Source organism: Buttiauxella brennerae ATCC 51605 (assembly GCF_001654925.1).
GTDB lineage: Bacteria > Pseudomonadota > Gammaproteobacteria > Enterobacterales > Enterobacteriaceae > Buttiauxella > Buttiauxella brennerae.
The window spans coordinates 145,859-159,921 of sequence record NZ_LXER01000006.1; the positions used below are offsets into that span (position 1 = coordinate 145,859).

The following is a 14,063-nucleotide window of genomic DNA, read 5'->3' on the forward strand; positions in this document are numbered from 1 at the left end:
CAAACTACACAATTTTCAAATATCACAAAGATGACCGGATGTCTTTAATCGGTAGAAGGTGGCTTTGCTGATACCTAACCTGTGTTGCACCACTGCTGGTGGTAGACCCTGCGTTAACAGCTCTTGTACTTGTTCTACGGTTGCTTTGATAGGTCTGCCGCAATGCTTTCCTTCAGACTGAGCACGCTTGATACCTGCTGTTCTGCGTTCTGCTATCAGGTCTTTCTCAAGGCTGGCGAGTCCTGCCATCATGGTAAGCATCGCTTTGCCAACGGGCGTTGACAGGTCGAACCCTTCACGCAAGCTGACAACTTTTACGCCTTTCGTCTGCAACATTTCCACGGTGGAAAGAACATCAATCGTGTTACGCCCCAGGCGGTCTATAGCAATCACGATCAGCGTATCGCCTTCTCGTACATAACTGAGTAGTTCACCAAACCCTGGACGTTCTCCAGCCTTGACTGCACCACTCACTGCTTCATCGCTGAACCAGCGAGTAACGCTATAACCAGCATTGGCAATCTGCTGCTTCTGGTTTTCAACGTTCTGGTCGCTGGTGGAAACTCGCACATATCCGATAACAGTTGTCATTATGTTCTCTAAGTCTCAAAAGGTAGTGTCAAAATAATATATGTCTCATAATGAAAGATCAATCTTTTGAGACAAGGCGAAGCCGCATTCTGTCGTTGCGTCGGTGTGGTCTTAAAAGGAGATGGTTTTGAGACAGGGAGAATGAGGTTTAATAATTGTGATTAAGAACGAGGATGTGCGGAGCTCGTAAATCGAAGTGGGCGATTGGTCGTATAGTCGTTGAGTTTTGATGGTTGGATCTTAACAAACACTGTAGGGCGTGATTGCTCACGCCTCTGTTTATATCTCAGAACACAGGCTCAGAGTGTATAGCGCTGATTGACCATCGTTGTTAGTTGGGCGCATAACGAAAACAGGATCACTACCGTTGTCGATATAAGTGACAGCTATTCCGCCATCTGGAGTGGCGTACATCTTCGCAATACTTTTCTCTCCTATAAAACCGAGCCGCCAGGTTTTACCACCCATGCTTACCTTCATGCTTTTGTCCATCACATCAAGGCGAGTTTCGACTGAAGATTTTTGGCTTCCAGAATCGATCTGCCCCTCCTGGATGGCCTTACAGTTGAATGTGGTTGCATTTGAGGCTAAGGGGAAAAAGAGCAGCGCCGCGAGAATCAATCTTTTCATGGTCTTCCTTATATTTGGTTGATTTAGATATTTTTCGGAAATCAGTATAAATTCATTAATATATAAAAACGATCAATTTATAAAAATTGATCGATAAAATAGATCAATGTTGCAACTAAAACATCAGGAATGAACGTTGCTCCTTGAGACATTTGACTATCAAAACTGAAGAGGGGAGGCACATAAGAGCTATAGTGTTGTTGGTACTAACTCTTTTTTTTTTCACAGACATTGGCGGTAGTTGCATCCTCACACCGCGATAGCAAAACGTGAAGAAAAAGCCCATCCAGGTATCGTTATGTCATCGGCAAATTGATCACAGGCATCCAATCCCGATGTGTGAGCCAAGTAAACAGTCACGGTACTTGCAAACCATATGCAAGCTCTGCCAGCGTCTCAGCCACGCTCTCGAAAGGGTACACGGCGATCCTGATAAACTTCACTGAATGACATAACCCTGATGCTGTCGCTCATTGTCTTACCACCAACGGGCTTATTGGCTGCTATTGCCTTGATTTAAGTATGGTATTATCTAAGGAGAATCTTAAAAGAAGGGTGGTTTATGGGCTGGTCTTCGTTGGTTAGGATAACCATCGGTACATTTCTATTAGCTGGGTTGTCGTTCTCCGCATACGCGAAGAATTGCAATAAAGGTATACCATGCGGTAATTCATGTATTGCAGCATGGAAAACATGTGGCGGTAGTTCGCGTTCATCTTCTACTTTTAAAAATTACTCTTACCCGTCATCTTCACTTCATAGTTCAATCCCTAAATCCTCTTCACATTCACCATCAGCTAAGGTTGACGGTAAAACTACGGCTTCAATCGCGAAAACTTACCTCTGTCAGTATGCTATTGCAGCAATACAGAATGGCAGAACAGGAGCTTTACGTACGCTGGGTAGTGCCGAGGTAACGTTGTATGTAGATAGCTTCAAAGCCAACCGTTTAAACGGAACATACCTGCTCTCACCAAAGCTGAAAACTAACGGCAAGTTGATGATGGCAGATGATAAAAGCAAAGTGTACGCCTATGATTCGTGGCTGATGAACTTTGCAATTAGTGACCGCATAGCAAAAAGCACTGAGCAATGGGATCGTTGTAAGCTGGCTCACAATAAATAAACTCAATTCGTGGGGATGGAATGAAAAAATTACTAATGGCTTTCGTGATTCTAACTTTACCTGTGCTCACCTTTGCTAAGGGGATGGGTTATGGAAATACTAAATGGGATATGAATCCGTCAGAAGTGGTTGCAGCTCAAGGCAACGGCGCACATCTTATCTCGCCAGAAAAGTATAAGGGTAGCGTTGGGAAAGTGCGGATTGATAATGTATCGATCGGTAGCGATCTGTATACCGTCACGTTCCTGTTTGATAGCTCTGATCGCCTTGTGCAAACGAACGTAGCCAGCAATGAGAAGAAAAATGAAGGCATCGTTGCTCGTCAATTTGGCACCTTAAATCAACTATTAACTCAGAAGTATGGGAAGCCTGAGTTTTCGGATCCAAATAAAGCAACCTGGAAACTTCCTGACACCACGGTTGAGTTAAGCCAGATGGTCATTTCTGGGATTATGGCCCAAACAGTAGTTCGCTACATTCCAAACAGTAAGGTAGCAAACGATACTTCTAATCTTTAAGTTATAATCGCGTTTGAGGGTGTCTATATAGGGTTCTTTGAGGGTATGTATTATAAGGAAAAAGAGGAGAGCTAACTCTCCTCTTTAAATATTTTACTAACCTGCTTTGCGATAAGAATCGCGCACACCATCGCGGTAACCATCAGCAAAAGCTGCCTGTGGGCTTTTATGGCGCACAGTCCCTGCTTGGCTTTCTGGCAGTGAGCAAAGATCTACCCATAACTGACCGGTGCGAGAGAATCCTGCTCGATAACCTTGGTCATAAGCACAACCACAACATTTATGGCGACCTTCGCCGCCTTGATCATCTGGTAAGTTATTGAATTTAAAATCATAACGGTGCTGCTTAGAACAAATGGTCATGGTCATTTACCTATTGATTGATACTAAGGGTTTACATGACCAACCAAGCCTGGCACAATCAAACCGTCAAAAATGAAGGCGAGGCTAACAGTCGTTATGAGTCTGCAAACTCATGGTGGTCATGCTTCTAAAGCCGGATTTACTTATAAAGTGAGTCCGGTTTTTTTATGCCTGTAATTTAGTGTCAGGCACTATATATAGTGGTTCCGGCTAATCATTACACTATATGATGAGTATTCTAATAAGTAATTGTTTGAGAACAAGTATTGATTTCGAGGAGGTTCTAAGGTTTTGACAGGTAGAATTTCGCTAAGCCCATGTCACATAAGGCCTGGGACAATTGTCAATGGGATGCAAAAAAAATGAAATTTATGATCGAGTGCAGATTTCTTAAACTTAATGGATAATTGTGCAACTTGAGGTTGCCAGAAATCCGCAGAGTAAACGTTTAAAGGGGGATGTGCTAACCCCATATGTTTTCGAGGGCAGCGCCCACGCTTTTAACGTCAATCTTCAAGTAGTTCATGGTGACTTTAGGATCTGAATGGTTCAGCGTCTTCGTGGCTAACGCCAGATTTCCGTTCGATTGGTCGTACACCGCCGTAGCCGAAAATTTACGAAAGCTATGACACCCTACAGTTCCTTTAATCCCGACATTCTCCGCAGCCTGTTTGATCTCACGGTTCACCTGCTCACGGCTTACAGGGGGCTTTTCCTGATGCACGGTTGCTGTGTGACGTGAAAACGTATTCGTCTTTCGGGAATGCCTGGCGGCGACGTTCTACAATCTCCCACACCTTTGCAGGGATGATGATTTCCTTCTTCTTGCCCGTCTTACTCTCCAACACTTCCAGCGTGTTTCCCTCCTTGAACTGGGTGAAATTCAAATTCACCGTATCCCCTACACGTAAGCACAGTGACGCCATTGTGATCGCTACATCTGCTAATAGCTGTTTGTTATGACTCTCAAGCCAGCTAATCAGCTTAAACTCCTCTGCTTGGGTGATTATCTTCGTGGTCGCCATCTGCTTATTTCCGTTAGTGTGGATGCTATGGAATAAAATTATTATAATTTTCAGTAAGTTACAAGTTTTCAGTCTCACATTTATGACGTTGGGAGGTAGCGGGTTGCACCATTTCCAGCACTACTGAACGCAAAAAGCACGGCCCCCTGTTTGAAATTTGCACAAATTCGAAATATCTGTAGTTAAATCAAATGTTGGCGAGACTGAACAGATGTTTGCATGTCGCCAAATCTTGCCGAGGTTATGCAAGGTTTATGCAGGAAAGGTGAATAGGCGGGGAGGTTTCGCTTGAGGTAGATCAGAGGATGCAGGTGCGGTGCGGATTGCGGGTGTCTATCTCACATTACTACACAACCTTGAGGTAGAGCTATTGCACGGTAGATGGGACTGATTCCCATTTAAATTGATTGCAAGTTGAAATGATTAGAGCGCTAACTAATTAGGGTTTTTGGCATGAAAATAAACCGATGTTTCATTTTTAGAAAAAGTCGTTAAGCAGGACGGGCATACATCTACAGTGATGGTTGTCACGATGATCAGCTACGAGCCGCACTGCGTAAGGTTCCACAAAGTTAAGTGATTCTGAAATGAAAGTTTAAAGTTTAACTTAGGCTACATTATCCCCTGATCTTTATATGCTAATTACCAGCGGATTAGATGCCTGTTTGATAGGGATAACCTCTGGTTACTCTTAGAGTTATTGCATGGACGATTCGGAGTGAGTAGGGCGAAGTCACTTTTTGTACTCTCAGAATGGTAGGGTTGGTCAGGCTGACACACAATAAGATTAACTATAATAATAAGATAAGTTATTAGTTCAGTATCTTTTGCGCTGACTTAGGTCAGGCTACGCCGCGCAAGAATGATCTTCATCATTATCTCTTTTGCTTCTGGCGGCCCTTCGCCGTCACTCAAGGGGAAATGTCCTTGTACGCCGTTTGATGGCTTCCCGGACACCCTCGTTCCGCTCAGGAACCAGCGCAAGCGTACTCTTTTACATCTGTGATTGTGCAATGGCTTTGCCACCGTGAAACGGTTGCACATGATCATTTCGCCGTGGGCGAATACCTTTGCGCTGTTTGCGGAATTACCATCTGACCAACCAACTACCGTTGATTGACCATCTGATAAGCTGACTAACTTCACCCATCCATTCATGAACCAACGTTCACTCATGCAAGGTTTCAGTAAGCCAGGTGATAGTAACCATGTACCCAACTATCGTTGACCACATGCTAACTCTACCTACCTCCTCTTACGTCTCCTACCTCCTATCGTCGATAGTCGTGTTAAGTGTCGAAGGTAGAGCGGGATAAGGCTCACGCCGCCGTTAATAACACTCCATGTTGATTTAATGTCATCCACCGAATTTGATAAACCACCAACCAAACAACCACCCTAATCTTTAGGCTGTTTGTTTATCTGGTGCAAGGTAGCTATGACATTACCATACGTGCAAACATCCCGATCCAATCATCAATGATTGTCTCGTGTTGATGCACTTCAGTGCAGAGAGAAACTCTCTAATATTATAGCGGATTTAGTAGGTATTTGATTTGTAAGGAAAAAATAGGGTGAAAATCGCCATTTTTTACTTTTTTACTCAAGAAATGGCGAGAGGGTGTTCGTAGATGGTAGGTAAGGCTATCTTCTTTGGCGGAAATTTATACCATAAAAACGGGTTTACTTCTACAATTTTATCTTGATATAAAGGCACGAATCGCAAAGCAAAAATTCAAACAATTGAAAATGATCAATAAATTTACATTTTGGTGTTGACAAACGTTAGTGATTCATGGTATTCTTAATGCTAAGAAGGGGAGAAAACCTTCTGAAACTTTTCAGCCCTGGGCGGGGTAACTGCCTGGGGCTTTTTGCATCTAAAATCCGAAGGAAGCCATTATTGAAGTATTTCAGCAGTGACCAGGTTTTTAATGACCTGGTGAGCGGCGAAGTTAAACGCTACGTTATTTATGCATCCATGCAAGCAGCAAAATCGAGAGGATACACAGACCGAATGGAAATGTTTCAATCTGCAATTATCCGTTATGACCAATACCGAAAGGAGAACACCAACTAAGGAGGAACATTGATTCAAGCATACGAAGACGGTTATTTTTACAGAAATACCCCGCACCACGATCACCGCCCACTTTCAGAATTTTCCACACCTACCCAAATACTCGTTTCTTTAGATAATGTTCTCTACATTGTCATAGAGGAAGACGGTGAAATTATTAACTACGACTCGATAGAGTATTTGCTTGATGGTGGCATTGTTCAGAATCTGCATCTGAGCTATTCGACAGCAGACACCGCCAAATCAAAAGAGGCGCACCGTGAATACGCTAATAAGCTGGGCGACCTTCCAGGAAATGCAGCCTGTAGCGGGATAAAGGATTTTGCAGACGTATTGAGCAAGCCAGATTTCACGAAAGTATTTGCATTGTGTCAGGAAGTGGATAGACGCAATGTAGCGTTTATAAAACGTGCGGATTTGTGCGCAATACTGAACACCACGCCGGATCATCTCAATCGTGTTTTATCTGCTCTTGAGCGTAAGCACTACATCAAAGTTGATAAAGCTGAACATCAAAAAGGCGTATTAAAGCTGTGGGTTAACCCTTCGTTTGTCTGGAAAGGCGATTTAGCAAACCGCTACTTATCTGGACATATGCAGGGCTTCCCAATCCTGGAACGTAAACGCCCCGTAAAACGCTCTGACGTGCTCGACACGCTCACGACTGGTGCAATGGCTGCTTATGATGCCTGGCACATTGAACACGGTCACAAGGCTAATCAGCCTTATTCTAATGAATGGTATGCAGAGATCACGCTCTACGATAACGCCAGCGGTGAAGGGGTGAGACTTGCAGCAGAAAATCCAACATTAGGCAGGTTATTGAACCCGGCAACATCTGAGGGTGATTTCATTGATGAGCTATTTACTACGGCACAATACCAAACACATTTGAAATCATTCACAAGATTATCAAGGAGAACACATTGATCCAATATTTAGTGAAATACGGAATCAACTGTATTCAGATTAATGACGCTGGAAAGCAGGAAGAAACGCGGTTGAAGGTGCAGGAACATAAAGCGCAAGGGCTAACCCAAAAAAAGGCTGCGGAAGCGATGGAGGTGTCTTTGAGGACAGTCGCAACCTACTGGAATCAGGAGGGCCGCATATGATCTCAGCACTGTATTGGTGTCTACTTTTCTTGTTTATCAGGGATGTAATTCGCACCTTTGAACGACGTAAAAAAACAGAACGCAAAACTGAATCTCGAAATCAATGAGGTAGCTGTTGATGCAACAAAGGAGCTAAAGGGCTCCTTTTACATATCTGGGGACGTAATGTTGATGAAGCGTGGTGATCTGTATTTACTTGATTACTCATTGTGCTGGTGGTACAAACAGTGTGTTCCACTTGCTTCTATTGCATTGAAAAATAAGGTTTATAGTTAGCTGGCAGGGCCCCCACCCAATTCTGGGTATCGAACTCTCCGTACTGAAATCCTGTCATAAAACGTCCGACACAAAAAACTCCAGCTAAACCACCATTGCTCGACCGACCACATTTCCTGTTTGTGCCACGCTTTCCCAAACCGGCTGTAAGCGTTCCAGTGCTATGCGCATTTGGGCTGGCTCAAGTGTGAAGGGCAAACGCAAATAACGTTCAAATGCCCCTTCAGTCCCGAAGCGTGGCCCTGCGCCAATACGGATGCCGATAGACTCCGCTCTGGCGGCAAATACCGTCGCCAACGGTTTTGGCAACTCAATCCACCAGGATAATCCCCCTTGCGGCACCACCGTTATTTTCCAGTCCGGGAATAGCTCTCTGATTGCTTGGGCGCAGGCATCTCTTCGCTCACGTAACATTTGGCGGCGTTGAGGAAGAAAGTTTTCGGCATCGTTAAACAGGTTGATGGTGGCAAGTTGCTCAAGAACGGGCGAGCCTAAATCCAGTGAGTCGCGGATTTGAATCAGAGAGGCAATGGTTCGCGTGCTGGCACGTATCCAGCCCAGGCGCAGACCGCCCCAGAAACTTTTCCCGGCAGAACCCAGCGTAATCACCCGGTCAGCATCGTCAAAAGAGGCGAGCGGTAGGGGCGGTGGCGCGTCGTACCACAAGTCGACCATTGTCTCATCGGCCACAATCGTGGTGCGCGTGCGTGCGGCAATCTCAGCAACAGCCGCGCGTGTCGCCACATCCATACAGCGCCCGCTCGGGTTGTGGAAATCGGCGAGGATATAGGCCAGGCGCGGCGACGTTTGCGCGATGGTTGCCGCCAGCCCGTCGGTATCCCAGCCATCTTCAGTCAGGCTTACGGGAACGGCCCGGCAGGACGCGCCCTTAATGGCGGTGAGTGCCATCGGGTATGTCGGATGGTCGAGCACCACCCGGTCGCCAGGGCCGGTCAGTAAACGCAGAATAAGCCCAAAACCGCTTAGCGCACCGTTGACTACCATGATTTGATCGGCCTGAGTCGGTAGCCCGCGAGCGGCGTAGCGTTGTGCAATCACATGTCGCAGCTCTGGCAAACCTTGTTGGTCGTACCCCGTGCTGCCCAGATGCTCAGGCAGGGCAATCAGCGCGTTAGCATAAGCCTGATGAATTTCCGGGCCAGCGGAAAGTGCCGCCGTGGAGAGATCCAGTGTTGCGGCAATGCCCGGTAACGGGGAAACGGTTTGCCCGCCTTCCGGCAACATAGTGACCGAGCCAGAACCCTGTCGGCTTGCCAGATAACCTTCATCCCGTAACTGGGCCAGCGCGGTGGCCACCGTGGTTCGGCTAACTCCCAGAGTCGTTGCCAGTTCACGCTCGCCCGGCAAACGGCTATCCAACGGCAGGCGACCATCCAGAATCAATAACCGCAGCCCATCTGCCAGTTGCCGATAAACCGGGGTACGTGGTAAATCCTGATGCCAGTTTCCCAGCAATTTCACCAGTGATGATGAGCCCGTTCTGCGCTGTGCCATAGCAATCCACTTTTTGATAACTGGACCTTAATATCATATCCATTTTGTATAAAAGTAAAGCCATTGAAGATCTCTGGGGTAAAGATAATGATCGCTCGTCGCTTGCTACAACTCTATTTCGGGCTGGTGCTGTACGGTGTGTCCACGGCAATGTTTGTACGGGCCAATTTAGGGGCTGATCCATGGAACGTCTTCCACCTCGGTGTGGCGCGGATCTTCTCGCTAAACATCGGTATGGTGATGATCGTTGTGGGGGCGATGGTCTTGCTGCTGTGGATCCCTTTGCGCCAGAAACCTGGGCTGGGAACCATTAGCAATGTGATTGTTCTGGGACTTGCCGCGGATGCGGCACTGGCATTAATGCCGCCAGTCGAATCGCTTGCCGCCCGCAGCCTGCTGTTGTTATCCGCCATTCTGGTGAATGCGATAGCCACCGGTATGTACATCGGTGCCGGGTTTGGTTCCGGTCCGCGTGATGGCCTGATGACCGGCATTAACGCGCGTACCGGCTGGTCCGTTCGCAGCGTACGGACGGCGATTGAGCTAACCGTATTGCTGGCGGGTTGGTTGATGGGCGGTACTTTTGGCGTGGGTACGGTGCTATACGCATTAGCCATTGGCCCATTGATTCAGCTGTGTTTGCCGTGGTTTCGCATTAAGCCACGTCAGAAAACCCCGCAGGTGGAACCGACAGTCGTGCCTTAACTCGTTAGCTGTGCTAAACATTGATCTCAGCTTTGTGAGGGAAATCAGCAATTCATTACCACGCTTTATTGCAGGAATGGTTATCGTGCTATGAGTTATGTTGTGCAGTATTGAACAAAATACGCATGGCGTGCTGTTTTCACACTGTGTTTTATCACGGGAAGGTTTTATCACTGGCAGCATAATCCCCCATTGGATGAGGTAGCAGATGAACGGCACGGTCATCAGTAAAGCGGCGGCACACTGGAATAGCTATCAGCTAGCAGACATTTTGACTCACTGTTTTGAAGGGTATCTGGTCTCTTTTACCATCGACGGTGAAACCTTTGCCACGCGTTTTGCGGCTGAAGATATCAGCCTGAATGACAGTAGAATCTGGATGCAGGATGGTGAACCGAAAGCACTGGCGATCATTACCCGCCGTGGGCAAACCAGCCGCCTGGCCGCCTTTGCGATTCGCCCTGAGTTGCGCGGCCTGGGGTTCGGTAAACAGTTTATGCAACAACTGATTGATGAAGCGCGTGCGCGTGGCGACCGGAATATGTGGCTGGAAGTCATAGTGGGTAATGACAGCGGGCTCGCATTGTACGAACGCATGGGATTTGTGCGCCAGCAGACGTTAGTCGGCTTTCACGCCACCAGTTCCACGTTGTTTACTGAAACTGGCGATATGCTGGAAATCGACCCGCTGGTTATGGCGAGAAAAATGATGACCGATTCCCGCCTGCGGTTGCCATGGTTAAGTGCGGCTGAAACGCTCTATAAATTACCGGGCAAAGCGTTTGTTTTAAATGACGTGGCGTACGCCATGATTGCCACCAACCCGCAGTTTACCCGCTTGCGTATGCTTTATGTTGACCCGGCGGCGCGTGGAAAAGGGCAGGCAAAAAAACTGATTACACTGCTGCATGAGCGTTTCCCCGGCCTTTCCACTGCGACGGCCATTCCCGAACAAATGGCACCACTCTATTTAAGTTGCGGCTACCGTCAGGATCCCGTTACGCAATATGAAATGTTGCTCAAACTCTGAACAGGCGGCATTCATTCTCAACGACTAAACTTATCAATCGTAATCATCACGGGTAGAAACTATCTGCCCGTATTCACCCTGTGTGGAGGTTTACAATGCCTTATGTTGATGGTTTCGTTGTTGCGGTACCTGCAGCAAATAAAGACGCGTATAAACAGTTGGCTGCGAAAGCAGCGCCGTTATTTAAAGAGTTTGGCGCATTACGCGTGGTGGAATGTTGGGCTGATGATGTGCCTGACGGCAAACTCACCGATTTCCGGATGGCGGTGAAGGCGCAAGAGAGTGAAGAAGTGGTGTTTAGCTGGATTGAATATCCGTCTAAAGAAGTACGTGATGAGGCTAATGCCAAAATGATGTCTGACCCAAGGATGAAAGAGTTTGGCGAGTCGATGCCGTTTGACGGCAAACGTATGATTTATGGTGGCTTCGCACCAATACTGGATGAATAAATCCGGCGGGTGGCGCTACAGCCCTGCGGCAAAATGGCGTCACCCACTGAATAAATCACTCAATATGTAACTCCCGCAACAATCCAAACGCCAGTTTCATATGATCTTCACTGACAATAAACGCGCGTAATTGCTGTGTATTATCATAGCCTTTGGCAATCAGCCCCTCTTGTCCGGCGGTGATTTGCCAGTTCAAATCAGTACGCTGCGTTTCCCCCGCCAGGTGTAATGGCAGCTCCGGGGTTTTCACTTTCACCAACATGGCGGGCAGCTTCAGGGCGTCGGTGGCTCCTAAGAGATTTTTAGCCAGCAGCATGGCGCTAAACTGAATCGGTTGCAGGAATGGCAGCACTTTGCCGCCAATTTCTGCGCAATCTCCCAGCGCATAAATATTGGCATCTGAGGTTTGTAGCTGCTGGTTCACTTCAATGCCCCGGTTGACGGCAAGCCCGGCACGTTGTGCCAGCCCGACACTGGAACGCAGGCCGATGGCGGCCACCACCGCATCCACATCGACCGTTCGCCCATGACTCAAAGCCGCATTGATGCCCTGTGGCGTTTGGGTTAACGACGCCAGTTGCTGATTGAACAGCAGCTCGACTCCCATTTTGTTCAGATGAGACTGAAGCCTGCTGCTGACTTCCACTGGCATTAGCGAGGCGAGCAGGCTTGGCGCGTTATCCACCACAATCACCTGTTTCCCGGCGCGACAAAAATCCATCGCCAGCTCTGTACCAATTAGGCCGCCACCTAAAATCATCACCCTGGCGGCGTTGCGCAGCACGGATTCGCAGGCCTGATACTCTTGTTGGCTGTTAAGCGTGAGCATCAGCTCTTTGCCTGGAATCGGTGGGATCAGGGGGCTTGAGCCCGTCGCCAGCACTAATTTGTCATACGCCCATTGTTGATCACCGGATGTCACCAGGCGCTCGCGTGGGTCAATATCTGTCACCCAGCTATGGGGGTTGAGCGCCACATTGAACTGCTCGGCAAACGCCCCGGCACGCTGCCGGGTAAGCGCATCAGCCTGTTGGTTCTGGCTGATGACATGGCTGAGATCGGGTTTGTTGTACTCATCTATGCTATCGGCGGCAATGATACGCACGGGTACTTGAGCATCATGCTTACGGATATTTTTTACCAGCTGCCGGGCGGCGAAACCTGAGCCGATTATCACAATGCCATGTTTCATTTTGCCTCCGTTGCTAATTCATCAAATACCTCTTTTCCGAGTGAGCATTCCGGGCACAGGAAGGTGTCTGGCACTTCACTCCACGGCGTTCCAGGTGTAACGCACTGCATTGGTTCGCCAATTGCTGGATCATAAATCCACTGGCAAACGCTGCATTGCATACACGGCCCTGAATCGGCAGGGGTTTCAGCCATCTCTTCTTGTGGTGCGGCAACGGTCGTGGATACCAGTGGTGTTTGCGCCCACTGGCGGGCAATTTCCCGACCATGTTCGCGGCAAACAGCCAGCGCGTCGATGTCCGGACGCCATTTGGCTTTCAGGCTAAGTGACATTTCGAAACCGGCATCCTGTAAGCGGGTGGAAAGGCGGTCTACTGCGCCGCCGCTCCAGCCATGCGAGCCGAACGCGCTGCCACGCTTATTGCGAAAACGTAGCCCTGTCATCTCCTCAACCAGACCCGCAATTTTCGGCATCATGACGTTGTTCATGGTGGAGGTGCCAACCAGCACGCCTTTAGAGCGGAACACATTGGTCAGAATTTCGTTTTTGTCATGGCGGGCGACGTTAAAGATCTTCACCGCCACGCGTGGATCTGTTTCGGTTATGCCCTGGGCAATGGCATCCGCCATCATGCGGGTGTTGTTGGACATGGTGTCGTAGAAAATCGTGATGCGATCTTCCTGGTAATCCGCCGCCCATTTCAGATACAGCTCAACAATTTGTGTTGGGTTGTCGCGCCACACCACGCCGTGGGAAGTGGCAATCATCGACACGGGCAAATTGAAGCCGAGGATCTCCATGATTTTAGGTGTCACCAGGCGGCTGAAAGGCGTCAGAATATTGGCGTAGTAGCGCTGGCACTGTTCGAACAGTTCGCTCTGATCCACTTCATCGTTAAACAAATGTTCATCACAGTAGTGCTGGCCAAACGCGTCGTTACTGAACAGCACGGCATCGCCAGTCATATAGGTCATCATGCTGTCAGGCCAGTGCAGCATCGGCGTTTCCACAAAGATAAGTTGCTTGCCGTTGCCGATATCCAGGCTGTCGCCGGTTTTCACCACATGGAAATTCCACTCCGGGTGATGGTGGTGGCCGTTGATGGAGTCCACGCCGTTTGCGGTGCAGTAAATTGGCGTATTGGGAATACGTGACATCAACTCGGTCAGAGCGCCCGCATGGTCCTCTTCCGCATGGTTAATGATGATGTAATCGAGGGTGTTCAGGTCAATTTCGCCAGCGAGGTTTTGCACAAACTCGCGGCTGAATTTATGGTCAACCGTATCGATCAGCACGGTCTTTTCTTCGCGGATAAGATAGCTGTTATAGCTGCTGCCTTTCAGGGTTTTGTATTCAGTACCATGAAAATCACGCACTTCCCAGTCACGTTGGCCTACCCATTGAATATTGTTTTTAACCTGAATCGCCATTTGTCAGTACCTCAAAAA

The 14,063-nt window shown here is 48.1% G+C and carries 16 protein-coding genes; 7 read left to right on the top strand and 9 right to left on the bottom strand.

Annotation, left to right across the window (positions count from 1 at the left end; translation table 11 throughout):
* Positions 1-15 precede the first annotated feature (15 nt).
* The gene (locus tag M975_RS01940) at positions 16-591 is read right to left on the bottom strand and encodes a recombinase family protein (RefSeq protein WP_064557029.1); all 576 of its coding nucleotides are present in this window, start codon (positions 589-591) and stop codon (positions 16-18) included.
* A gap of 279 nt (positions 592-870) precedes the next feature.
* Positions 871-1,221 carry a hypothetical protein gene (locus M975_RS01945; RefSeq protein ID WP_064557030.1) on the bottom strand — a complete coding sequence of 117 codons (351 nt, stop codon included), beginning with the start codon at positions 1,219-1,221 and terminating at the stop codon, positions 871-873.
* 562 nt (positions 1,222-1,783) lie between these two features.
* Here M975_RS01945 and M975_RS22850 point away from each other — a divergent pair.
* Together M975_RS22850 and M975_RS01955 are read left to right on the top strand one after the other, a co-directional pair.
* Positions 1,784-2,347 (top strand): hypothetical protein, encoded by a 564-nt coding sequence (locus M975_RS22850; RefSeq protein ID WP_157093316.1) that lies wholly within the window; start codon positions 1,784-1,786, stop codon positions 2,345-2,347.
* A 20-nt stretch (positions 2,348-2,367) separates the two neighbouring features.
* A complete protein-coding gene (locus M975_RS01955; RefSeq protein ID WP_064557032.1) occupies positions 2,368-2,865 on the top strand; it encodes a hypothetical protein in 498 nt (165 codons plus the stop codon).
* Between the two features lie 96 nt (positions 2,866-2,961).
* Here M975_RS01955 and M975_RS01960 read toward each other — a convergent pair whose 3' ends face one another.
* The 4 genes from M975_RS01960 to M975_RS01970 all read right to left on the bottom strand — a co-directional run bounded on the left by M975_RS01960 (position 2,962) and on the right by M975_RS01970 (position 5,429).
* Positions 2,962-3,234 carry a hypothetical protein gene (locus M975_RS01960; protein WP_425338985.1) on the bottom strand — a complete coding sequence of 91 codons (273 nt, stop codon included), beginning with the start codon at positions 3,232-3,234 and terminating at the stop codon, positions 2,962-2,964.
* A 457-nt stretch (positions 3,235-3,691) separates the two neighbouring features.
* A complete protein-coding gene (locus tag M975_RS23280) occupies positions 3,692-3,952 on the bottom strand; it encodes a tyrosine-type recombinase/integrase (RefSeq protein ID WP_342446890.1) in 261 nt (86 codons plus the stop codon).
* Positions 3,921-4,253 carry a site-specific integrase gene (locus tag M975_RS23285; RefSeq protein ID WP_245164270.1) on the bottom strand — a complete coding sequence of 111 codons (333 nt, stop codon included), beginning with the start codon at positions 4,251-4,253 and terminating at the stop codon, positions 3,921-3,923. The genes M975_RS23280 and M975_RS23285 overlap by 32 nt, the downstream gene beginning before the upstream one ends.
* A gap of 837 nt (positions 4,254-5,090) precedes the next feature.
* A complete protein-coding gene (locus tag M975_RS01970; RefSeq protein WP_064557034.1) occupies positions 5,091-5,429 on the bottom strand; it encodes a hypothetical protein in 339 nt (112 codons plus the stop codon).
* Between the two features lie 913 nt (positions 5,430-6,342).
* Here M975_RS01970 and M975_RS01980 point away from each other — a divergent pair.
* Complete coding sequence (locus M975_RS01980) at positions 6,343-7,263, top strand: cyclic nucleotide-binding domain-containing protein (RefSeq protein ID WP_064557036.1); 921 nt, start codon at positions 6,343-6,345, stop codon at positions 7,261-7,263.
* Positions 7,260-7,448 (top strand): helix-turn-helix domain-containing protein, encoded by a 189-nt coding sequence (locus M975_RS01985; protein ID WP_064557037.1) that lies wholly within the window; start codon positions 7,260-7,262, stop codon positions 7,446-7,448. Before M975_RS01980 ends, M975_RS01985 begins: the two co-directional genes overlap by 4 nt.
* A 360-nt stretch (positions 7,449-7,808) precedes the next feature.
* Here M975_RS01985 and yczR read toward each other — a convergent pair whose 3' ends face one another.
* Positions 7,809-9,239: a MocR-like transcription factor YczR gene (gene yczR, locus M975_RS01995; protein ID WP_064557039.1), complete on the bottom strand. Its 1,431-nt coding sequence runs from the start codon at positions 9,237-9,239 to the stop codon at positions 7,809-7,811.
* A 90-nt stretch (positions 9,240-9,329) separates the two neighbouring features.
* Here yczR and yczE point away from each other — a divergent pair, with 90 nt between their 5' ends.
* The 3 genes from yczE to M975_RS02010 all read left to right on the top strand — a co-directional run bounded on the left by yczE (position 9,330) and on the right by M975_RS02010 (position 11,423).
* On the top strand, positions 9,330-9,944 hold the full coding sequence (gene yczE, locus M975_RS02000; RefSeq protein WP_064557644.1) for a membrane protein YczE: 615 nt from the start codon (positions 9,330-9,332) through the stop codon (positions 9,942-9,944).
* Positions 9,945-10,152: 208 nt separating this feature from the next.
* On the top strand, positions 10,153-10,974 hold the full coding sequence (locus tag M975_RS02005; RefSeq protein ID WP_064557040.1) for a GNAT family N-acetyltransferase: 822 nt from the start codon (positions 10,153-10,155) through the stop codon (positions 10,972-10,974).
* 95 nt (positions 10,975-11,069) lie between these two features.
* On the top strand, positions 11,070-11,423 hold the full coding sequence (locus M975_RS02010) for a DUF1428 domain-containing protein (protein WP_064557041.1): 354 nt from the start codon (positions 11,070-11,072) through the stop codon (positions 11,421-11,423).
* A gap of 55 nt (positions 11,424-11,478) precedes the next feature.
* On the opposite strand, the gene norW is transcribed toward M975_RS02010, so the two are convergent.
* Both norW and norV read right to left on the bottom strand, forming a co-directional pair.
* The gene (gene norW, locus M975_RS02015) at positions 11,479-12,615 is read right to left on the bottom strand and encodes an NADH:flavorubredoxin reductase NorW (RefSeq protein ID WP_064557042.1); all 1,137 of its coding nucleotides are present in this window, start codon (positions 12,613-12,615) and stop codon (positions 11,479-11,481) included.
* Entirely contained in the window at positions 12,612-14,045 is a 1,434-nt protein-coding gene (norV, locus tag M975_RS02020; protein WP_064557043.1) for an anaerobic nitric oxide reductase flavorubredoxin, read from the bottom strand. Before norV ends, norW begins: the two co-directional genes overlap by 4 nt.
* Positions 14,046-14,063 lie beyond the last annotated feature (18 nt).